At 60.8% G+C, this 20042-nt stretch carries 20 protein-coding genes and 1 pseudogene; 8 read left to right on the forward strand and 13 right to left on the reverse strand.

What is annotated here, in order from left to right; all coding sequences use genetic code 11:
- Positions 1 to 61: 61 nt before the first annotated feature.
- Positions 62 to 1243, forward strand: a complete 1182-nt coding sequence (locus AC07UB_RS14700) for a GGDEF domain-containing protein (protein WP_492790212.1) — start codon at positions 62 to 64, stop codon at positions 1241 to 1243.
- A gap of 102 nt (positions 1244 to 1345) precedes the next feature.
- Here the strand turns inward: AC07UB_RS14700 and dksA are convergent, their stop codons facing one another.
- Positions 1346 to 1711, reverse strand: coding sequence for an RNA polymerase-binding protein DksA (gene dksA / locus AC07UB_RS14705; protein ID WP_006021432.1), 366 nt, complete (start codon positions 1709 to 1711; stop codon positions 1346 to 1348).
- Positions 1712 to 2012: 301 nt separating this feature from the next.
- Positions 2013 to 2417: a flagellar assembly protein FliX gene (locus AC07UB_RS14710; protein ID WP_492790213.1), complete on the reverse strand. Its 405-nt coding sequence runs from the start codon at positions 2415 to 2417 to the stop codon at positions 2013 to 2015.
- 330 nt (positions 2418 to 2747) lie between these two features.
- Here AC07UB_RS14710 and AC07UB_RS14715 point away from each other — a divergent pair, with 330 nt between their 5' ends.
- The 4 genes from AC07UB_RS14715 (at position 2748) to AC07UB_RS14730 (ending at position 5242) form a co-directional block, all read left to right on the forward strand.
- On the forward strand, positions 2748 to 3830 hold the full coding sequence (locus AC07UB_RS14715) for a flagellar basal body P-ring protein FlgI (RefSeq protein WP_492792658.1): 1083 nt from the start codon (positions 2748 to 2750) through the stop codon (positions 3828 to 3830).
- Entirely contained in the window at positions 3830 to 4171 is a 342-nt protein-coding gene (gene flgJ / locus AC07UB_RS14720; RefSeq protein WP_492790214.1) for a flagellar assembly peptidoglycan hydrolase FlgJ, read from the forward strand. Before AC07UB_RS14715 ends, flgJ begins: the two co-directional genes overlap by 1 nt.
- Before the next feature lie 21 nt (positions 4172 to 4192).
- Positions 4193 to 4681, forward strand: a complete 489-nt coding sequence (locus AC07UB_RS14725; RefSeq protein WP_492790215.1) for a hypothetical protein — start codon at positions 4193 to 4195, stop codon at positions 4679 to 4681.
- 198 nt (positions 4682 to 4879) lie between these two features.
- Positions 4880 to 5242, forward strand: a complete 363-nt coding sequence (locus AC07UB_RS14730; protein ID WP_492790216.1) for a hypothetical protein — start codon at positions 4880 to 4882, stop codon at positions 5240 to 5242.
- 20 nt (positions 5243 to 5262) lie between these two features.
- On the opposite strand, the gene AC07UB_RS14735 is transcribed toward AC07UB_RS14730, so the two are convergent.
- The 5 genes from AC07UB_RS14735 to AC07UB_RS14755 form a co-directional block, all read right to left on the reverse strand.
- Entirely contained in the window at positions 5263 to 5628 is a 366-nt protein-coding gene (locus tag AC07UB_RS14735) for a hypothetical protein (RefSeq protein ID WP_492790217.1), read from the reverse strand.
- A gap of 24 nt (positions 5629 to 5652) precedes the next feature.
- Positions 5653 to 6018 (reverse strand): flagellar biosynthesis regulator FlaF, encoded by a 366-nt coding sequence (gene flaF, locus AC07UB_RS14740; protein ID WP_492790218.1) that lies wholly within the window; start codon positions 6016 to 6018, stop codon positions 5653 to 5655.
- A 3-nt stretch (positions 6019 to 6021) separates the two neighbouring features.
- Positions 6022 to 6402, reverse strand: coding sequence for a flagellar biosynthesis repressor FlbT (flbT, locus tag AC07UB_RS14745; RefSeq protein WP_492790219.1), 381 nt, complete (start codon positions 6400 to 6402; stop codon positions 6022 to 6024).
- Positions 6403 to 6562: 160 nt separating this feature from the next.
- On the reverse strand, positions 6563 to 8128 hold the full coding sequence (locus AC07UB_RS14750; RefSeq protein ID WP_492790220.1) for a flagellin N-terminal helical domain-containing protein: 1566 nt from the start codon (positions 8126 to 8128) through the stop codon (positions 6563 to 6565).
- A gap of 272 nt (positions 8129 to 8400) precedes the next feature.
- Positions 8401 to 9954 carry a flagellin N-terminal helical domain-containing protein gene (locus AC07UB_RS14755; RefSeq protein WP_492790221.1) on the reverse strand — a complete coding sequence of 518 codons (1554 nt, stop codon included), beginning with the start codon at positions 9952 to 9954 and terminating at the stop codon, positions 8401 to 8403.
- 309 nt (positions 9955 to 10263) lie between these two features.
- Here AC07UB_RS14755 and flbT (AC07UB_RS14760) point away from each other — a divergent pair, with 309 nt between their 5' ends.
- Entirely contained in the window at positions 10264 to 10698 is a 435-nt protein-coding gene (gene flbT / locus AC07UB_RS14760) for a flagellar biosynthesis repressor FlbT (RefSeq protein WP_492790222.1), read from the forward strand.
- A gap of 78 nt (positions 10699 to 10776) precedes the next feature.
- On the opposite strand, the gene AC07UB_RS14765 is transcribed toward flbT (AC07UB_RS14760), so the two are convergent.
- From AC07UB_RS14765 to AC07UB_RS14785, 5 genes are all read right to left on the reverse strand, one after another.
- The gene (locus AC07UB_RS14765) at positions 10777 to 12288 is read right to left on the reverse strand and encodes a flagellar biosynthesis protein FlgL (protein WP_492790223.1); all 1512 of its coding nucleotides are present in this window, start codon (positions 12286 to 12288) and stop codon (positions 10777 to 10779) included.
- A gap of 7 nt (positions 12289 to 12295) precedes the next feature.
- Complete coding sequence (gene flgK, locus AC07UB_RS14770) at positions 12296 to 14191, reverse strand: flagellar hook-associated protein FlgK (RefSeq protein WP_492790224.1); 1896 nt, start codon at positions 14189 to 14191, stop codon at positions 12296 to 12298.
- A gap of 61 nt (positions 14192 to 14252) precedes the next feature.
- Entirely contained in the window at positions 14253 to 16073 is a 1821-nt protein-coding gene (locus tag AC07UB_RS14775; protein ID WP_492790225.1) for a flagellar hook protein FlgE, read from the reverse strand.
- 184 nt (positions 16074 to 16257) lie between these two features.
- Entirely contained in the window at positions 16258 to 16776 is a 519-nt protein-coding gene (gene msrB / locus AC07UB_RS14780) for a peptide-methionine (R)-S-oxide reductase MsrB (protein WP_492790226.1), read from the reverse strand.
- A 181-nt stretch (positions 16777 to 16957) separates the two neighbouring features.
- A complete protein-coding gene (locus AC07UB_RS14785) occupies positions 16958 to 18379 on the reverse strand; it encodes an NAD(P)/FAD-dependent oxidoreductase (RefSeq protein ID WP_494655100.1) in 1422 nt (473 codons plus the stop codon).
- A 134-nt stretch (positions 18380 to 18513) separates the two neighbouring features.
- On the opposite strand from AC07UB_RS14785, the gene AC07UB_RS14790 reads away from it, so the two are divergent.
- Positions 18514 to 19044 (forward strand): SixA phosphatase family protein, encoded by a 531-nt coding sequence (locus tag AC07UB_RS14790; RefSeq protein ID WP_494655098.1) that lies wholly within the window; start codon positions 18514 to 18516, stop codon positions 19042 to 19044.
- Between the two features lie 143 nt (positions 19045 to 19187).
- Complete coding sequence (locus tag AC07UB_RS14795) at positions 19188 to 19613, forward strand: universal stress protein (protein ID WP_492790229.1); 426 nt, start codon at positions 19188 to 19190, stop codon at positions 19611 to 19613.
- A 164-nt stretch (positions 19614 to 19777) separates the two neighbouring features.
- Here AC07UB_RS14795 and AC07UB_RS14800 read toward each other — a convergent pair.
- A pseudogene (locus AC07UB_RS14800) lies at positions 19778 to 20038 on the reverse strand (IS5/IS1182 family transposase); the annotation flags it as partial.
- Positions 20039 to 20042 lie beyond the last annotated feature (4 nt).

The raw sequence follows: 20042 nt of genomic DNA on the forward strand, positions 1-20042 counted from the left end.
TTTGATCACCCTGGAAAGCGAATGACACTGCGCGTGTTGGTTCGATAACGACCATTGACGTATGAAGAGCGCCAAGTCCAACGGTATCCGTCATATGTTTCTCGATCAGTTATCCGTTCTCGTCGCCATCGGCTTTTCGGGCGCGTCGCTCGGCCTCACATTCTTCATGATGTGGGCGATCGGGCGATCCGAGACGCATCTGCTGATGTGGTCAGTTGGACTTGTCCTTATCGTCGTCGGCGTTGTTTTCTTTGGCGCCGTCGTCGAGCAGTACAATTCGGGATTGCTGCTGACCTCTTTCCTGTTTCTGATCGCTGGATTCGGACTGCTTCACGCCGGTTGCGCCAGATTTTGCTCCGGTCAGACTAGCCGGACTTCGACAACTGTGTCTGTCGCCCTTTCGTTCATCTCGATATCGACAGCTTTCGCGCTGGGCTATTCCGGCGTCGGAATAATGATCGGCAACGTCGCGATCGGCATCCTTCTCATAATGACTGCGCGTCACTATTGGCTTGCTCGCGCGGAATCCCCCCTTCTGATGACAGCCAATGCAGTATTCTGCGCGGCTACGGCGGCGTCATTCATTGCATGCGGTTACGCGCTCGCCGAACAGGGCCAGATCGTACTCACGTCCCGGCCTGCGAACTGGGCGGAAGATATTAACTCCATCATGGCGATTGCCGGATTGAGCGGTATCGGAGCCCTCAGCCTCACCCTCAATCAGATGCGCATTGCGGACGGCCACAAGTCGGATGCAATGAAGGACGCCCTGACCGGTCTCCTCAACCGGCGCGCGCTATTCGATGACCCGCTGGATGTTGCTCCTGCCGGAACGGCTGTGGTCATGATGGATCTGGACTACTTCAAGACAATCAACGATCGCTTCGGACATGATTCCGGCGATCGGATATTGAAGGCTTTCGCCGACCTGATCCGTGCAAATATCCGCGCGAACGACCTCGCAGCGCGCATGGGCGGCGAGGAGTTTTGCATCGTCATGCCGGACTCAAGCCCAAAGGCTTCCGCCGCTGTCGCGGATCGCATACGAGCACAGATCGAGGCAACGGTTGTGCAGACCGCGAATGGGCCGATCCGCGCAACGGTGAGCGCCGGCATCGCCATTCGCTCGACTGAGCCGCAAACACTCCAGTCGCTGCTGAACAATGCGGATGCTGCCCTTTATGAAGCCAAGGCTTCGGGCCGCAACCGTGTTCAGATCTCCGGCTTCAGCGTCGCCGCGTGATCTGACGGCGAACGATTTTCAGCGACGACAAAAAAGGCCCGGCCACCGTTTCGGTGACCGGGCCTGTTGCAATCATCGGCGGACAACAATGAGCCGGCTGTCCTATTCGTCGCGATAGACCTTCTCGCGCTTTTCGTGGCGCTCCTGCGCCTCGACCGACAGCGTCGCGATGGGACGCGCTTCGAGCCGCTTCAGCGAGATCGGCTCGCCGGTTTCTTCGCAATATCCGTAGGTGTTGTCTTCGATCCGCTGCAAGGCGGCGTCGATCTTGGAGATGAGCTTGCGCTGGCGATCGCGCGCGCGAAGTTCGATGGCGCGATCGGTTTCCGATGAAGCACGGTCGGCCAGATCAGGATGATTGACGTTCTCTTCCTGAAGCTGCTGAAGCGTGGTCTTCGATTCCCGGAGGATCTCTTCCTTCCAGTCGAGCAGCTTCCTGCGGAAATACTCCCGCTGACGCTCGTTCATGAAAGGCTCTTTTTCCGAGGGCCTGTAGTTCTTCAACTTTTCCAAGTGCGGTCCATGTCGACGTGCAAGGCGGGACGGAAAACGTCCCGCGCGCCGGAGCTTATATAGCGGCGGCCTGTGACAGACAATATCGCCTATATCCCGGAAATTACGCCGATATGCTCCTTTTGGCGGCCCTTCCACAGGGAACATCGCCTGCCCGGCTGTGCGGGAACACCGGTCGCCCGAACGCAAACGGTCCGTGTCCGGCGGCAATCTCTTAAGGCTGGGGGGTGCCGACCGGGCCCTGGCTGGCCGGCCTTTACTGGCCGGCTTTGGCGAGTTCGACTTCCACGCGAAGCTCGATTTCGGATAGCACCTGATCCAGACCGGGATCGCCCGACGTGGTTTTCAGATCGGCTGCGGCAGTGCGCAGGCGGGCGATGGTGTTCGAATCGAAGGATCCTGCGAGCAAGCCGATCTTGAGATCGTCGAGCACACCAAGCGCGGTCCGGCCCCGGGCGACGGAGCGTTTGCGGCGCTCCACCGAGTCTTCGACACCCTGCATGGCCAGCAGCGCGTCGATTCCGCTGGCGGCGCGCGGCGGCGCAGCAGAGCGAGTCTCCGCCGCTGTGCCGATGTCGAGGGTAAATGTTGTCGAGCTTGAACGCCGGGCGGTTGCCGCCGGCGACGCCAGGTTGGCTCCATTGGGTCCGTAGATTCGCATCGTGCTATCTCGCAACGGGTCGGAGACCACCGGCATCAAGCCTATATCGATCCGCGGAACCCACGCCTCAAAGTGAACGTTTATGGTTAACGAGAGGTAAACGACCCGGCAATTTATGCCGGATACGGCAACTTCGGCGCGAGGACCGCGGTGCGCAGTCCCGGTGTATTCCAGAATTATCGATATAAACCAGTATCTTATAGACATCACAAGCTCTGGCACGGCCCTCGCATAGTTAATGCCGGACCAGCCTCGTGGGGAGCACGGGGTACGGGCCGCAGAGACCTCAGCGGGGAGCAGAGGATGTTTCGGACTTTTCAGGCAGCCTGCATGGCCATCGCCCTGCTGACCGCCTTCAGCGCACCGGCCGATGCAACGTCGCGGATCAAGGATCTCGCGAACATCGAAGGCGTGCGCCAGAACCAGCTCATCGGTTACGGCCTCGTGGTCGGCCTCAACGGCACCGGCGACACGCTCAACAACATCCCTTTCACCAAGCAGTCGCTGCAGGCGATGCTTGAACGCATGGGCGTCAATATCCGCGGCACGACGATCCGCACCGGCAACGTCGCCGCCGTGATGGTCACGGGCAACCTTCCCGCGTTCGCCACCCAGGGCACCCGCATGGACATCACCGTGTCCGCGCTCGGTGATGCCAAGAGCCTGCAGGGCGGCACGCTGCTGGTCACCCCCCTGCTCGGCGCTGACGGCAATGTCTATGCGGTTGGACAAGGTTCGCTGACAATCGGCGGCTTCTCCGCTGAAGGCGCAGCCGCCAGCGTCACCAAGGGCGTGCCGACCAATGGCCGCATCGCCAACGGCGCACTGGTCGAGCGCGAGATCGAATTCGCGCTGAACCGTCTGCCCAACGTGCGTCTCGCTCTGCGAAACGGCGACTTCACCACCGCCAAGCGCATCGCTGCGGCCGTCAATGATTTCCTCGGCGCCAAGACCGCCGAGCCGGTCGATCCCTCCACCGTGCAGCTCAGCATTCCGTCCGAATTCAAGGGCAACGTGGTGGCACTGCTCACCGAGATCGAACAATTGCAGGTCGAGCCAGATGTCGGTGCGAAGATCATCATCGACGAACGCTCCGGCATCATTGTGATCGGCCGCGACGTCCGCGTCGCCACCGTCGCGGTCGCGCAGGGCAACCTCACCGTCTCAATCTCCGAAAGCCCGCAGGTCAGCCAGCCCGCGCCATTTTCGAACGGCCGCACCGTCGTCACGCCGAACACACGGGTGGGCGTTCAGGAGGACGGCAAGAAACTCGCCGTCGTCAAGGACGGCGTCTCGCTGCAACAACTGGTCGATGGCCTCAACGGCCTCGGCATTGGGCCACGCGACCTGATCGGCATCCTGCAAGCCATCAAGGCTTCGGGCGCCATCCAGGCCGACATTGAGGTGATGTGATGAGCATCACCCCGACGCTGACAAAGGCTCCGACGACCTTCACCGGCGGCCGTCCCGACCTCTTGCTGCAGGATGCGCTGACGAAAGTCTCGCCGCAGGCGCAGGCCAAGGCGAAAAGCCAGGCGCAGGATTTCGAGGCGGTGTTCCTGAATTCGATGTTTTCGCAGATGACGAGCGGCATCAAGGGTGACGGTCCTTACGGCAACACACCCGGCACCGGAGTCTGGCGCTCGATGATGACCGAGCAGTATTCGAAATCATTCGCGCAAGCCGGCGGCGTTGGAATTTCCAACGACGTCTTCCGCACCCTCATTCTTCAGCAGGCCAATCGCGCCGGCTAAGCGCATCCGAAGGGACGCCGCATGACATCTCAGCCTGGAAAAAACTCACCCGCCGCGCCTGCTCCGGCAGCGACGCCCGTCGAAGCCCGCAAGCTGGCCGAGGGCCTCATCCAGATCATGGGGACGCTGCTCAGCATCGTGGAGCGCGAGACCGAACTGGTTCGCGCCGGCAACGTCCGCGAGGCCATGGCGCTCGAAACCCAGAAAAGCGAAACGTCGCGGCAATATGTCGATGCGATTTCCAGGCTGACGCGCAGCCGCGACTACCTCATGCAATCGACGCCGGAACTCCTGACGGCGCTGCACCGTCATCACGACACCTTCCGCGCGATGCTGCAGGTCAATCTCACCGTGCTGGCGACAGCCCACGCCGTGTCCGAAGGCATCGTGCGCGGGGTCAACAGCGAGATGCAGCGCCGCCATCTTCCGAACGGCTATACGGCCGCCGGACATCGCGCGACGCCGGGGCCGCGTCACGTCACGCCCCTCTCCGTTAGCCGCTCGCTTTAGGTTTTTCTCCCGCCCGAAATTGCGAGGCGCATGGCATTGCCATGCGCCTTTATATTGCGTCGGGGATAGCCGCACCGCGAAACGCATCCACTTTGATTTAAATCACCGCAGAAACGTAAGGAAGGAATTCAGACGGTTCCGCTCATAATCGGTTCCGGAGGGTTGGGGTTTAGACGCTAGAGGAAGCCAGAGGCTGCCATGAGCGCGGATTTCAACATTAAACCGGTGGGGGCATCGGTTGCGGCGACCTACGTTGAACCTGCATCCAATGCAGCGAAGACGGCTGTCCCGACGCAACTGCCGCCCGACAAGGCCGTTACGGCTCCGGATGCGTCATTGCAGGCGCGCAATAATTCGCAGGCGGAAACCGACAGGCTGTCGCGTCAGGTCGTCATCGATCGCGCCTCGGCCGAAATCGTCTACCGGACGGTCGATAGCAGAACCAGCCTTGTGGTCCGCCAGTTCCCCGACGAAGCCCGGCTGCGCGCCCGTGCCTACCTGCGGGCGCTCGACGCGGCACGGCAGGATAACATGCACCGGAATACGGATCTGAGGGTCTGAGTGTTTCGCGCGCCCGGTGCTTAGCTCTGGGTCGCGTAAGCCGTCTCGAGCGACTGGGCGCCGGTGGCCGCATTGGTCATCACGGTCTTGATCTGCGCCGTGCCGATCTTCGTCAGCGTGAACTTGGAATCGCCGATCTTGAAGGAATTGTCCTTGATCAGGACGTCCTGGTATTTGACGGTCGCGCCGCTTTCGTACCTGACCTTGGCGCGAAATCCGATGACATTCATCACCTGGACCGAGAACCTGTCGTTGTTGGCGTATTTCCCGCTCCACGTTCCTTCGTAGTTCGCCGCCTCAACAGGGACATAGGGCGTCTTCGACAGGTTGACGTTGGAGCCGACCGCGACGTAGTTCGATGATATAATGCTGAGAAGATCGGCCATCGTCCGTCCTCGCGTTGAAGCGCGTCAAGCGCGGCCGGACAGTCCCGCCGCAAGATTACAGTTGATGTCGATGAGCGGCTTCAATTTCTCGGGCTGCGGATTGAGCTGCAATTCCGCGGTCTGGGTCATGACGAAAGTACCGATATTGGCGATGTTCTGGCGCACCTCGATGGTCTGCGGATTCTCGTCGCTGGTGACTGCGCTCAAGAGAATCGACCAGAGCTTGCGGTTGAAAAGCAGCGCCTCGGCGAAATCCGTATCCGGATGATCCCAGTTCGACATGACGTTCTGGAGTTTGTTCGCGGCCTTCAGGAGTGCCTGCGCTTCAATCTCGCGAGGAGATGCTGTCGTGCGAGCGGTCTTTGCGTAAGCCTGAGCGGCTGTAGACATTCATCACCTCGATAGGAGTTCGTCTTCGCGACTTATCAGTTTCCTGATTTCTCTTAGAGCTTTGTAAAGATAACCGCTTAAAATAAGATTACTTGCGACTTCAATATGTTCGCGAAAACTTGGCACAGCTTCCAGCAGGTCTTTGACGAAGCCGAGATAGAGTTCCTGATACTTCGGAATGTCATTCTCGAGATACATCTGCTGAATGCAGAGATAGATCCGCTTCACCGGCGTGGTGGCTGTCTCCGCCGTCAGGATATCCTTCTCGCGCAGGATCGGCGTATCCCCATCGATCAGGAACGTCGCGCGCGTGTCCGAATTGGTGATGACGCTCTGGCCGATGATGATCCGTTCAAACGGCTTGAGTTCGACTCTGAGGGGCACTTCCCGTCTCCAAAAATATCCGCGATACCCGTGGGCCGCTTTCGGTCCATCCGGTTGTTAGCTAATCAAATCCGGCTTCCAAGGAACAGTAGCAATTTAAGGCACAAAAAAGCGGCGAGGATTTGCCTCGCCGCTTTTCCGTTCAGGCTTTCGTCTTCTATTACGTCCTGAGAAGCTGAAGCACGCTCTGCTGCGACTGGTTGGCCAGCGCGAGTGCGGAGACCGCGATCGACTGGCGGGTCGCCAGCGCCTGGCTGTTCGCCGCTTCCTCGTTGGTGTCGGCAATCGTGAGATTCGTCGAGCCGGTCTGCAGCACGTTGATCAGGTTCTTCGAGAAGTCCTGGCGGATCTGCACGATCGACAGGTTTGAACCCAGCGTCGAGGCCTGCGAGCGCAGGAAGCTGCTCGCATAGTTCAGCGAGTCCAGCACCTTGTTGGTGGCGACGTTGTCGACGAAGTCGGAGCCCTGGGTCAAAGCGCCCAGACCGAGTCCGGCCGGATCGAGATTGATGCCCGTGATGTTGAGCGTGGACTTGCCGGTTTCGTTGAACACCAGCTTGAGCTGATCGCCATTGAGCAGGTTGACGCCGTTGAACGAAGCATCCTGCGAGGTCGTTTTGATCTGCTGGATGATGTTGTTGTATTGCGACACGAGGTTCGCGCGCGTTGACTGCGAATTGGAATCCGCAACCGGCGCCGAGACAGTCGCGCCTGCGAACAACTCACCCGGAGCCGTCGCCGTACCACCGATAGTGCCGATCGTCGAAGACGCTGCATCGTTGGAGGTGGTGATGGTGATCGCGCCGGTCGAAGAAATGCTTGCCTGAAGATTGTTCGGCAGCAGCGCGGCATTGAGCTGGTTGATGGTCGAGACCTGCCCGACGCCAGTACCGAAGACAATGTTGGTTGCCGGACCGCCTGTGGTCGAGGTGATGGTCAGCGTCTTGCCGGAGAATGTGGAAGTCGGCGGCGTGGTGCCGGTGGTGAGGCCGAGCTTGGACAGGACGCTGCTGGTGCCGCCAAACGCGATGCTGTTGCCCAAATCGGCGGCGGCATTGCTGACTGTGAGCTGGTTGCCAGCGGAGATGCTCGACGTGCCGCCGGTGATGCTGTTGATTGCGCTGAGAACGGTCGCGACGGTGTTGCCCGTGCTGGCGAGGCTGATCGACACGTTGCCGGTGACTGGATCGGTTGTGGACGCCGGGTCGGCCGGCAAGCCGGTCACGAACGAAATCGTCTTGCCGTTTACGGTGAACGTGTTGCCGTTGGCGAAGCCCGCCGCAGCCAGGGTGGAAGCAGCCGTCAGGCCGGCGACAACGGTGCCCGTCACGGTAGCCGCAGTGTCGGGCAATCCGAGCAGGTTGGAGCCGGACGCGCCCGCATTCGGGCCGGTCGTCAGGCTCGACTTGGTGTAGCCGACGTTGGTCTGGAGCGCCTGGTTGGCGATCGACTTGGCGCTGTCGATCAGCTTCTGCAGCGAGGTGATGCCGGTGTTCGCAGCCTGCAGGACCTGCACACCGTTACCGATACCGTCGAGAAGGTTGTTGATGTCGCTGGCGCGGGCATCGAGCCCGGCGGCCGTGAAGAAGTTGGTCGGATTGTCGAGGGCCGAATTGACCTTCTTGCCGGTGGCAAGGCGATTCTGCGTGGTGGCCAGCAAGTCCGCGGTCGATTGCAGCGACAGCAGATTCTGGCGAACTGACGCCGTGAGAACAATATCGGACATGTGAGTACCTTCCTTACATAGACAAAATGCCGGCCACCGAATCGGCGAGCTGCAATCTGAGAGCGGCGTCTTGCCCGTTTTTATAGGAGGTACGGTTTAAATTATGGTTAAGGCCGACTTAAATTGTTCCCTTAACAAAGAGTTAATCACCCGGCGGCGAGCTTGCGATGGCGGCCGCGCAGCCTTGCATAGCGGTGCATCTCCCGAAAATCAGCACATAAAAAACGGCGGGGTTTCCCCCGCCGTTCTGATCGTCTGTGGCGTTTGCGAGATCAGCGCAGGAGCTGAAGCACGCTCTGCTGCGACTGGTTGGCCAGCGCGAGCGCGGAGACCGCGATCGACTGACGGGTCGCCAGCGCCTGGCTGTTCGCCGCTTCCTCGTTGGTGTCGGCGAGCGTCAGGTTGGACGAGCCGGTCTGCAGCACGTTGATCAGGCTCTTCGAGAAGTCCTGACGGATCTGCACGACCGACAGGTTCGAACCGAGAGCCGAAGCCTGCGAGCGCAGCGTGGTGCTGGCGTCGTTGAGCGACGACAGAACCTTGTTGGTCGCAGCGTTGTCGACGAAGTCCGTGCCGGCGGTCAGCGTGGCCAGACCGAGGCCAGCCGGGTTGAAGTTGACGCCAGTGATGTTGAGCGTCGACTTGCCGGTTTCGTTGAACACCAGCTTGAGCTGGTCACCGTTGAGCAGGTTAACGCCGTTGAACGACGCGTCCTGAGCAGTGGTGCGGATCTGGTCGATGACGTTGTTGTACTGATTGACCAGGCTGGCGCGAGTGGCCTGCGAGTTCGGATCAATAACGGCCTGAGACGCTGTCGCACCGGCAAATGCAGCCGCCGTGCCACCGATCGTTCCGATGTTCGCAGAAGCGGCATCGTTGGAGGTGGTGATGGAGATCTTGCCAGTGGTGTCGATCGACGCCTGCAGGTTGTTGGACAACAGAGCTGCATTGAGTTCGTTCAGGGTCGAAACCTGACCAGCACCCGTACCGAAGGTGATGTTGGTCGCGGTGCCGCCACCCGTCGAAGCAATGGTCAGCGTCTTGCCGGTCACTGTCGAGGTCGGCGCCGTCGAGCCGGCCGTCAGACCGACCTTGGCCAGCGCACTGCCGCCAAGTGTGATGCTGCCCGAGGTGTTGCCAGCCGTAATCGTCAGCTGGTTGGTGGCGATCGACGCAGCAGCGCTACCGCCGCCGAGAGCCGCCTTGATCGCATTGGTCAGGTCCGTCGTGGTCGCAGCAACCGTCGCAGTCGTGTTCAGGTTGATGGTGCCATCCGGATCGGTGGTGCTGGCAGCAGTACCCACGCCGGCAGCCGTGACCTTGATCGTGGTGCCGTTGACGATGATGGTGTCGCCAGCAACGAAGCTGCCGCCCGTCGCGCCGGTGAGAGCCGCAGCAGACGCGAGGGTACCAGTTGCAGTACCGGTGCGCGTCGCAGCTGTATCAGGCGATCCGAGCAGGTTGGCAGCGGTTGCGCCGGTCGTCGCGAGCGAAGTGACGTTCGACTTGGTGTAACCGACAGGGGTCTGCAGCGCCTGATTGGCGATCGACTTCGCGGTATCGACCAGCTTCTGCAGCGAGGTGATGCCGGTGTTGGCGGCCTGGATGACCTGCACGCCGTTGCCGATGCCGTCGAGAAGATTGTTGATGTCGCTGGCGCGGGCATCGAGGCCGGCGGCAGTGAAGAAGTTGGTCGGATTGTCGAGAGCCGAGTTAACCTTCTTGCCGGTGGCAAGGCGGGTCTGGGTGGTGGAGAGGAGGTCGGCGGTCGACTGCAGCGAGAGCAGGTTCTGGCGAACCGAGGATGAGAGGACGATGGAAGACATGATACGCAACCTTTCTGGTGTGAACGCAAACGCAACGTGTACAAGCGTGCCGCTGGTAGCTTCGACCAGCGAGCCGAGGCACCTTGAATTCAACAATCTAAAAAGGTGTGAAGCGAATCCGCGCAACTGTCGGGATCGGCGCGTGGCGCGTGCTGCACGGAAATTGACGATTGTGCTGATTTAACGGGCTTATTCCGCAAACACCGCCATCGCGCATCGGCTTTCCTGTTTACCCCGCGTTAACCATGATGGGAAAGGATCACGGCAACTGCCGGTCAGAGTGAAACCGGCCCGCACGGGAGACATGTCATGGCTTTGAAAGTCGAACTCAAGCCGCACGAGAAGATCATCGTCGGATCGTGCGTGATCACGAATACCGACCAGCGGGCGAAGCTGCTCATCGAAGGCGACCGTCTTCCGGTGCTGCGCGAGAAAGACATCCTGACGCCCGACACGGCCGATACGCCCTCGAAGCTGATCTATCTGGCGGTCCAGCTGATGTACATTTCGCACGATCCGCAGGAGCACCACGCAGTGTACTTCGACCTGATGCGGGATGTGCTGAGCGCGATGCCGAGCGCCGCAGACCCGATTCAGGAGATCAATAACCACATCTTAAACGGCGACTATTATAGAGCGCTGAAGGAATCCAAGAAGCTGATCGCTTACGAGCACCAGCTCCTCGAACTCGCGAGGAACCAGGCCGCCGGAGCGGGCGAAGCCAGTCTTTCCAGCGCCGCTTAACGCCACACGCAGACGAATGGACGAACGGGCTTCCAGAAAGGAAGCCCTTTTCGTTTCGGGCTGGGAGCGTAAGGCGGCCTACAGGAATTTCAGCAGGCTCATCTGGTAGAGCGAGGCCGTCGTCTGATACGAGGCCTGAAGGCTGGTCTGCAGCGCGAGAATCTTCGTCGCGACTTCATCGTCCGAAATACCCTGAATCGAATCCAGCATCGACTGGGCGATCGATCCGGTCTGGGTCTGGCGATCTTTTGCAATCTTGATCGCAGACTGCGCCCCGGCGAAATCGGCCTGGATGTCCTGAATCGATTGCGTGCCTGGATGCACGGCGAGGTTATCGACCATCCGCGAGTTCAGCGCCGTCAATTGCCCGTTCGCGTTCGGGTTGCTCGCATTGGTCGATACCGCGGCATAGACCGCGATGTTCTTCAGCTGCGTAACGAACGCACTTTCATTGGCGCGCGCGCCATACTGCACGCTGATCGATTGATCGATGCCGGCGACCGCCGTTCCGCGCGCGGGATCGGTCCCGCTCTCGCCGATGTACCAGGAAACCGTATTGGCCGGCGTGCCGTTCACAAGCTGAGTGGCGGTGTTGAACGGAGGACCATCGACACGCAGCGGCGGCGACGAACTGAAGAAATTGTCGGACGCCGTGATAGCCGAGGCGGCGACCAGAGCCGTATTCGCGAGGGTGCCTACCGCAATATTGAGCGCCGCATTGAGACTGGCCGCCGTCGCCGTCGAATCCACGCCGATGGGAAAGCTTCCCGCCGGTGTCGGCGTTGTGGTCGAGGCGGTCAGCTCGATCGTCTCGGACGTGCCGTCCGGAAGGCTGAACGTGAACCTGAACTTGTCGCCATCGCTCGGATTTGTGAGGCCCAGATCCACGGACATTTCCGAAGGCGCGCCCGGAGGCGCTGCCGGAGGCGCCGGTCCCGTCACGGTTGCGCCGGCGGCTGTGGACGTAATCGCGCTTAGCTTCAAGCCGAACGGAGATCCGGCCACGTCTTCGCCGATCGTCACCGATGTCGGTGTCGGCGACGTGATCACCGTGCGGCCGAGACCGGTGGTGCCGTCCGCCTGACCACGTTCGTCGATCAGTTGATTCAATCCAGCCTGGGTGCCGCTGCCGTTCAGAATGACATCAGCCGGTTGTGTCGCCGGCGAGTCGGTGGCGCGGCCGGAAAACATGTAGCGTCCGCCGACCTCCGTATTCAGGAGCGCGATGACCTGCGTGAATGACGCCATCGCGGTTTTCTGTCCGGCGGTCTTTCCGTTGCTGTCGAGCGTCAGCGTCGCGCCTGCGGCTGCGGCCTTGACCTGGCTGCCGGCATCGCTGATTCCCTGCAACGACAAATTCGCGACATTGATACGCGTGTTGAGGACAGTCCCGGTGTCCTTGTAGCCGGCGATCGATGAAATCTGCGCGCGCAGTCCCGTCGCCGTGCCCGAGTCGACTCCAAGGCCGGCATAGGTCGTCGATTTCTTTCCCGACGCAAGCTGCTCCGTCAGCGCGTCGAGCTGGCTCTTGATGCCGAGAATCGACGAGCCGAGATACGAAGTCCTGCCGCTAACGCCATCGATTGCCATCAGACCCTCACAATACCTGCAACAATGACTGGAACATCGAATTCACCGTGGACATTACGCGAGCATTGGCCGAGTAGGCGTTTTGCAGCGCCAGCAGGTTCGCCATCTCCTCGTCGATGTCGACGCCTGACGTCGAGTCCATTTTATTCTGCAGCGTGTTGAGCACCACGTCCTGACCAGCGGACAACTGCTGTGCCGAACTTGCGGCGTTGGCCTGCAAGTTGGTGAACTGCTGGGTGAAGCCGAGCAGCGTCCCCTTATATGGCGTAGCGCTCGAGCCGACGCCGGTTGATGCCGAATAGCTGTAGGTGCTGGATGTCAGCTGCGTCAGGATGAAATCCGAACGCGTTGTGTCACCGGCCGGTGTCGCTGGACTCGTGCTGTAGACGATCAGGCGCGACGAATCCGCCAGCAGCCCCGTATTGACGGTGATCCGTCCCGCCAGTCCGGTTTGCTGGGAACCGTTCGCAGTAATCGCTCCCGTGTAAGCGGTTCCGCCGTCCGTGAATAATGCGATCTGCGGTCCGCCGCCGGTCAGCGACGTCGCCGTCGTCGTCACCGATGCGGCGTTGACGTCAGAGAGACCACCTGCGCCGTCATCCACAACGCGCAGCGTTGAGCCGGCGGGATTCGAGAACTGGATATTGGCTCCGCCCAGCGCGGCATTGAGTTGCGATACGACCGACGACATGCCGCCGGAGAAATTGACCCCGATCACTTTGTCGTTCGGATCGATCGTTGCCGTATCTTTCAGCGGCAAAGCACTCGGATCATCGACGCGGATGATCGAAACGTTATGCTGAACGCCGGTGATGCTGTCGGTATACGTCAGATGGACGACGTTGCCGGCCTGCATACCCGAAAGATCGAGATCGAATCCGGCCGGCGTACCGGGCGGCGGAACGGGCGTGGCGGGCGGGTATGCCGTGCCGCCTGTTGTCTTGTCGGACAGCGCGCTCGCCATCGCGGCCGCAAGCTGATCGACCTGATCCTGCGCCTGCACCAAGGTCTTGTCGCGCAGTTCGAGATAAGCCGCGATCGATCCGGAACGGATTGCTCCGCTTGCAACCAGATCGATGCTTCCGCCATTCGGATAGGAAATGGAGATCGTGCCGAGCGCGCTCTTCGACGGATCGGCATTCCACTGCGCCTGCGGGGTGACCAGGCCTTGCGTATTGAAAGACAGTTGCGCGGCATCGGAACCGCCGACGAGTTGCACACCCGAGGTCGTGTAAACGGAAACCTGATTGCCGTCGCCTTTGACGACGCGCACATCCATCAATCCCGACAACTGCGTGATGAATTGATCGCGCTGATCCATCAATGCAGCTGTCGCTGCATCCTGATTGGAATAGCCCTGCAATTGCCGGTTGATCTTCGCGATCTGGGTCAGCGCGGCGTTGGCCGTCGATACGGAGTTGGTCAATCCCGTTTCAGCGCTGTTGCGCAGAGCCTGAATACCTTGCGAGGTGGTGTTCAGCTGCTGCGCGAGCGCCTGCGCGGCATTCAGCACACCTGTTCGCGCCGATTGCGAATCCGGGCTTGTTGAAAGCGCCTGAAGCGCGGTCGTGAGCGAATTGAAAGCGGACTCGATCGTCGCGGACGAAGCCGGATCGCCGTAGACGCCCTGCAAATTGCTCAGGAAGTTCGCGCGCGTCCGCGTATAAGACGCGCCGGACGTTTCCGTCCGCAGCTGGCTCTGAATGTAATCGTCGAGAACGCGATTGACGCCGATGGTTTCGACACCGGCGCCGTTTCCGACCGCGGTCTGCACCTGATTGGTCGTCTTGCGGACGTAACCCGGCGTTTCCGCATTCGCCACGTTTGACGAAACCAGCGACAACGCCGCTTGGTTTGCCCGCAAGCCGGACATCGCGGTTGAAAGAGCTTGGCTCAGACCCATGACATACTGTCCATCTCAGATCGCATCACGCGACCACGCGTTCGCGATTATCGCAGCACACTTACCGAAGCACGTTCAGCAAATCCTGCGCCATCTGGTTCGCCGTCGTGATGACCTTGGTGTTTGCCGAGTAGGCCTGCTGCGTGACGATCAGCTTCGTGAACTCGTCCGCGATATCGCTGTTCGATCCCTCGAGCGCCGAACCCGTGATCGTGCCGCCCTTTCCATAAATCGCTCCACCGGACTGGTCGGTCTCCTCAAACGCGCCGCCGTCGAGGCGCTTCAGGAAGTTTGCGCCGTTGAAGGTTGCCAGCGTGATCTGCGCGAGATCGATGTTGCGGCCGTTGGAGTAATTGCCGACCACGCGGCCGTTGTCGCCGATCGAAACCGTCTGCAACGAGCCCGCCGGGAAACCGTCCTGGTGAATGTCGTTGACCTGGGCGTTGCCGTTGGCATCCGCGAACGAGGTCAGGCCGCTGACGCCGAAGTTCACGGTAACGTTGTTCAGCGTGATGCCGCTGATAGTCGGGGTGGTGAGCGTAACGGAGGCCACCGGCGGCGTGAGCTGACCGCTTGCGCTGAAGGTGAAATCGGTGCCGACGTTCAGCCATGCCGTCGCGGCGCCGGTCGCATTCGGATCCGTCTGATAAAACAGATTCCACTTGTCGGTATGGCCAGGGCCGAGCGTCGATGAATCCATCTTCGCCCAACGGAACTGAATGCTCACCGGCGAGCCGGAGATGTCGTAGCCGGTTGTCGCACCACCCGCGATCGATTCCGAAACGAATGTCGCAGCGTCGGAGCCGATCACGGTCCCGACACCCGCTGTGCCGCCGCCCAGCCGGTTCACGGTGACCGTCCCGGAGAAACCGAGCGCGGCAAACGCCGTTGCATTGCTTGAGGTGAGAACAAGATTGTTCGCCAGACCCGTATGCAACTGAACCGAGCCGTTGTTGACAGTCGAGGACAGCGCCGAGTTGCCGTTCAAGGCGTCGATTTTGTCGAGGAGATGGTCGATCGTGCTGCCGATCGGAATATGGGTCGCGTCATCCTGGTTCGGCGGAACGCTGGATGCATCGGTGAATATGATCGGCGTTCCGTTCACCGTGATCGTGTCGCCAGCGGCAAAGCCGGCTGATAGCGCGTTGACGTTGACGCCACCGGCCAGAGTGGTCGCACCATTGATCTTGGTTGGCGTGGTCAGAGCGCTGTTCATCGACGCGCCGCTTCCGACGTTGTCGAGATAAGGCAGCGGCGGCGTGCCGACTGTGCTCGGATTGACCGTAAAGTCGCCGACGTTGAGCAACTCCGAACCCGGAACGGACTTGTCGCTCTTCGTGGTCAGCGGATACGACGCCAGGTTGGCGCGATAGGTCACGGTGGTGGTCGGCTGAGCCGGAAGGAAGTCACTGCCGAATTTCAGAACCTGAGGGTTGCTGCCGGTGACGTTGCCCGTCGTGGGGTCGATCGGAATGCCTTCGAGATAGTAACCGGCGCCGTTGACGAGATAACCATTCTTGTCGAGCGTGAAGTCGCCGCGGCGCGTGTAGTTATTGACGCCGTTGAAGACCGGGCTGTTGTCGGTGAAGCTGCCGGGCTTCTGCACCACGAAGAAGCCGTCGCCGCTGATCGCCATGTAGGTCGAAACGGCGGCCTTCTGAACGTCGCCCTGCACCGTGTTGGTTTCGCGCGATGCGGTCGCGACGCTGCCGGCGAGCTGGTTGTTGGTGCCGGTCTCGGGAATCAAATCGAGGAAGCTCGTATCGATGCGTTTGAACGCCGTCGTCTGCGAGTTCGCGATGTTGCCGGAGATATTTTCCAGCGCATAGGACTGAGCACGAAGACCCGCGACGGATGTGGTGAGTGCGCCAAAGAGACCCATTACATTATCTCCAACTTCGATCCGGGCGGCCTATCCGGTGCCCATAGTCATGGCCGCATTCGAAGAAAGAGGTCGCAAGCAACGTGCCAACAAAATTAATGAAGCAAAATCAATCGCTTAAATAAAATGCCCCGGCCGATTGACCGGGGCACAATTGCCTAGCGGGCAAGAATTGCCGCTCAACTCAGGTTGTGGAGCCGTCCGCCGGTTTGAACGACAGCGCGAGGCCGTTCATGCAGTAGCGCAGCCCTGTGGGTTTCGGGCCGTCGTCGAAAACATGGCCCAGATGGCCACCGCAGCGCCTGCACAGCGTCTCGGTCCGCACCATCATCATGGTGCGATCGGATTTCTCGAGGATGGCGTTGGGCAACGCCTGATAGAAACTCGGCCAGCCGGTGCCGCTCTCGAATTTCGTGTCGGACGAGAACAGCGGCAGGTCGCAGCCGCCGCAGGCGAAGGTTCCCTTGCGCTTCTCATTGTTCAGTGGACTGGAGTACGGCCGTTCGGTGCCGGCCTCGCGCAGCACATTATACTGAGCCGGCGAGAGCTGCTTCTTCCATTCCTCCGGCGTCTTTTCGATCTCGAATTTCCCCGCTCCGGCCTTTTCGGCCGCATTGGCAGCACCGCCGAGCCCAAGCCAGCGGAATGCCGAGAACGCGGCAAGACTCATGGCGGATCCAAGCAAAAGTCGGCGGTCGATCATGGTCAATGCTCCCTGCAAATCAGAAAATGGGCTGTCCATCACGATCTACGATCCATTTCGCGAAAAGTTACAGGAACATCCCGGCGGCCGGCTCACTTTCCCGCGAGGCTGACCGCCACGGCCATGCCGGCCGTGCATGTTCCAATAACCCCGCCGCCCGACAGTTATTCGCCGATGTTATTTAGTGAGTGCCCGCCGGACCACCGCGATCCTCGTTTCGTGGCGTCGCGGAGGAGCCCTGCCGTCCGGCGGTCCTCGCTTGTGCCCTCGCCGCTGTCATCCGTGTTTCACGCGCGCTCTCGCGCGCCTGTTCGCGGCCGCGCGCACGTTCGCGGTAGCGCGACAGCGCGCCCGCCGCCGCCGAATGCCCACGCGACCACGCTCCGACCACCTGCCCTGCGACACGTCCGGCCGAACCGCCGGCCCACACCAGTTCGAACGGCGAGAACAGCCGCCAGCGGTCGTCGCCGTGGACGATGCCTCGCGCCACAATCTGACCGCCCATGGCCGTGGTGTTCAATCCCTGACGGCCAAAGCCGCTCAGCACCCAGAGTCCGGGTTGCAGTTCGCCGATCTGCGGCATCCCGTGCACCGTCTGCCCGAACATACCGCTCCAGGCGTCGGCGATCTTGACCGCTCCGAGTTGTGGGAAGATCGCCGCGATCCGTTTCTGGATGCGTACCGCGTAGCGCCGCGGATCGCCCTGCCATGTCGTCTCCGGGCTTGACCACAGCAGCCGGTCACCATCGACCACACGGAAATGATCGATGTCATGGGTATCGCTCACCGAACCCTTGAAGGTGATCGCGCTTGCCAGCCGCTCGCCGAGCGGCTCCGTCAACGCCGCGTATCGCCATGTCGGCAGCAGCGTTGCCGTGAGGCGCGGCCCGGGCGCGCCGAGATGCGCATTGCCCGCCATCACGATATGAGAGCAGCGCAATTTCGCGGACGGCGTCACCACGCGCTTGCGGATACCGCCGGGATCGATGCTGACCACCGGCGTGTCCTCGAAGATTCGCACACCGGCGCTTTCCGCAAGCGCGGCGAGGCCGTGGATGTATGTCTTCCCGTCGATCTGAAACGCCTTGGGGAAGTGGATCGCATGGAAATAGCGATCCGTCTTCAACGCTTCGCGCACGCGATCGATCTGCCAGCCCTCGATATCGGCGCCGAAATCTTCTCCGAGCGTCTGCAAGCGGCTGATGAGTTCTTCGCCGGCATCGACCTTGGAAACTTCGAGCGCGCCTTCGGTCAAAGTCATGCCGGGCATGGCGCCGCCGGTCACAGCGCTTCGGACATAGTCGGCGCCTTCCTGCGCCAGCGACCAAAGGTCACGCGCATTGTCGAAGCCGACGCGATCAATCAAATCCGAAACGGCGACACCGTAACCGGGCATGACGGCGCCGAGATTGTGGCCGGATGCATTCCAGCCGACATTGCGGCCTTCAAGAAGCGCGACGGTTGCGCCCATCCTGGCTGCTTCACGCGCGGCGGTCAGGCCGGCGAGCCCTCCCCCGATCACGCAAACGTCCACATCGAGATCGAACGTCAGCCGCGGACGGACAGGCATATCCGCCGAAGAATTTGCCGAAGACTCGTTCATGCGCTGTTCCGCAAACCGTCTCTTTTAATGACCATATTTTTGGGGTGTAACAGTGCTCGTGGCTGTAACATTGCCCGCGTGAACTTGTACACTATTTCGGCTCGTGCCCTAATCCCACCGAACGAGATCGCGACATGCGCCGTCTGATCCTGCTGCGTCACGCCAAAACCGAACGGGACGCCCCGTCGGGAAAGGATCAGGACCGCCGCCTCGACGAACGCGGCAGGCAGGATGGCGCCGAGATCAGCGGATGGCTGGCGCTTTATGATTATCTCCCCGATCTCGCGCTCGTGTCGACGGCGACAAGAACTCAGGAAACCTGGCAACTGCTTCATGCCGCCATGCCGTCGGTGCGGGCAAAGCATTTGCCTGCGTTGTACGGCGCCGATCCGTCGGAGCTTCTGAAAATGATTCACGGGACGGCAGCCGATCTGAAGTGCCTGCTGATCCTCGCGCACAATCCCGGCCTGCACGAACTGGCGCTCGGCCTGATTTCCGGCGGCGATGCGGCCGGCCGGCGTTCACTCGCCGCCAATCTGCCGACGTCGGGCGTCGCCGTGATCGATTTCGCGACCGACGATTGGGGTGACGTGAGCTTCCGCCGCGGGCGGCTCGAACGTTTCGCCAGCCCGAAACTCCTCAGGGAATGGTCCGACAGCGACTAAAGGGCACGATCCCGAGAAAGTCATGCCCAAACCGGAAAAATAAACGGCGCCGACCAGCGCCGTCGTTTGCCGCAAAGCGGCTTGCATCTTGCTGCCAACGAATTCATCGTCAGCGGATCAATGGCTTCCGAGCGGAGAGACCGATGTTTCAGTCCATCCTCGTGCCCATCGACCTTGCCGACACCGATCTTGCAAGGCCGGCCATCGAAACCGCGGCATCCTTGTCGAAATCGTCCGGCGGTGTCGTTCGGCTGGTCAACGTGATGCCGATCACGCCGGTGATGCTGGCGGAGTATGTTCCGCCCGATTTCGAACTCCAGCAGCGCCAGTCGTCGGAGGAAGCGCTGGCTATCGTGGCGCGCGAATCCGGAATCGAAAGCAGGCGCATCTCGGTCACCGTCCGGCAAGGCGGCATCTATCACGAAGTGCTGGAGGAAGCCGCCGACATCGGCGCAGACCTGATCGTCATGACGTCGCACCGGCCCTCGATGCAAAGCTACTTTCTCGGCTCCAATGCCGGTCATGTCGTGCGCTATGCAAAATGTTCGGTGCTGGTGGTGCGGCATTAATGGCTGCGTCAAGAGCGATGATCGCGGTCACAACCGTCTTCCGTTCGACACTCTCTTTGGCTAGTGTTGCGTGCCGCCGGGAGGTGATCCCCATCATCGGGCGGCTGAGGTTTGGCCGGGCCGGCCAACGAAGCCCGGCCGAGCTGACCTTCACAAGCCTTCACTTAGGGCGTGGACTCATTGGCGCGTAGCCAAATCCGGATTGATGCGAGCTTGGTGAACGCCAGATAGTTGGCTGCGAGTTTGTCGTACCGGGTCGCGACACGCCGACATTGCTTGATCTTGTTGAAGAACCGCTCGATCAAGTTTCGCGCACGATACAGATACGGCCTGAAGCAGATCGCATCTTTGCGATTTCGTTTTGGTGAAATGTTCGCCCATGCTCGTTGCTGGCGGGTAAACTCCATGATCCAGTCCGCGTCGAACTTC

It is taken from the genome of Afipia sp. GW821-FHT04G03, assembly GCF_059419985.1.

Bases quoted from the DNA above. Each gene is read 5' to 3' on its own strand.
- AC07UB_RS14700 (WP_492790212.1), top strand. From the start codon at position 62: ATGAAGAGCGCCAAGTCCAACGGTATCCGTCATATGTTTCTCGATCAG.
- dksA (WP_006021432.1), bottom strand. From the start codon at position 1,711: ATGAACGAGCGTCAGCGGGAGTATTTCCGCAGGAAGCTGCTCGACTGG.
- AC07UB_RS14710 (WP_492790213.1), bottom strand. From the start codon at position 2,417: ATGCGAATCTACGGACCCAATGGAGCCAACCTGGCGTCGCCGGCGGCA.
- AC07UB_RS14715 (WP_492792658.1), top strand. From the start codon at position 2,748: ATGGCCATCGCCCTGCTGACCGCCTTCAGCGCACCGGCCGATGCAACG.
- flgJ (WP_492790214.1), top strand. From the start codon at position 3,830: ATGAGCATCACCCCGACGCTGACAAAGGCTCCGACGACCTTCACCGGC.
- AC07UB_RS14725 (WP_492790215.1), top strand. From the start codon at position 4,193: ATGACATCTCAGCCTGGAAAAAACTCACCCGCCGCGCCTGCTCCGGCA.
- AC07UB_RS14730 (WP_492790216.1), top strand. From the start codon at position 4,880: ATGAGCGCGGATTTCAACATTAAACCGGTGGGGGCATCGGTTGCGGCG.
- AC07UB_RS14735 (WP_492790217.1), bottom strand. From the start codon at position 5,628: ATGGCCGATCTTCTCAGCATTATATCATCGAACTACGTCGCGGTCGGC.
- flaF (WP_492790218.1), bottom strand. From the start codon at position 6,018: ATGTCTACAGCCGCTCAGGCTTACGCAAAGACCGCTCGCACGACAGCA.
- AC07UB_RS14750 (WP_492790220.1), bottom strand. From the start codon at position 8,128: ATGTCCGATATTGTTCTCACGGCGTCAGTTCGCCAGAATCTGCTGTCG.
- AC07UB_RS14755 (WP_492790221.1), bottom strand. From the start codon at position 9,954: ATGTCTTCCATCGTCCTCTCATCCTCGGTTCGCCAGAACCTGCTCTCG.
- flbT (WP_492790222.1), top strand. From the start codon at position 10,264: ATGGCTTTGAAAGTCGAACTCAAGCCGCACGAGAAGATCATCGTCGGA.
- AC07UB_RS14765 (WP_492790223.1), bottom strand. From the start codon at position 12,288: ATGGCAATCGATGGCGTTAGCGGCAGGACTTCGTATCTCGGCTCGTCG.
- flgK (WP_492790224.1), bottom strand. From the start codon at position 14,191: ATGGGTCTGAGCCAAGCTCTTTCAACCGCGATGTCCGGCTTGCGGGCA.
- AC07UB_RS14775 (WP_492790225.1), bottom strand. From the start codon at position 16,073: ATGGGTCTCTTTGGCGCACTCACCACATCCGTCGCGGGTCTTCGTGCT.
- msrB (WP_492790226.1), bottom strand. From the start codon at position 16,776: ATGATCGACCGCCGACTTTTGCTTGGATCCGCCATGAGTCTTGCCGCG.
- AC07UB_RS14785 (WP_494655100.1), bottom strand. From the start codon at position 18,379: ATGAACGAGTCTTCGGCAAATTCTTCGGCGGATATGCCTGTCCGTCCG.
- AC07UB_RS14790 (WP_494655098.1), top strand. From the start codon at position 18,514: ATGCGCCGTCTGATCCTGCTGCGTCACGCCAAAACCGAACGGGACGCC.
- AC07UB_RS14795 (WP_492790229.1), top strand. From the start codon at position 19,188: ATGTTTCAGTCCATCCTCGTGCCCATCGACCTTGCCGACACCGATCTT.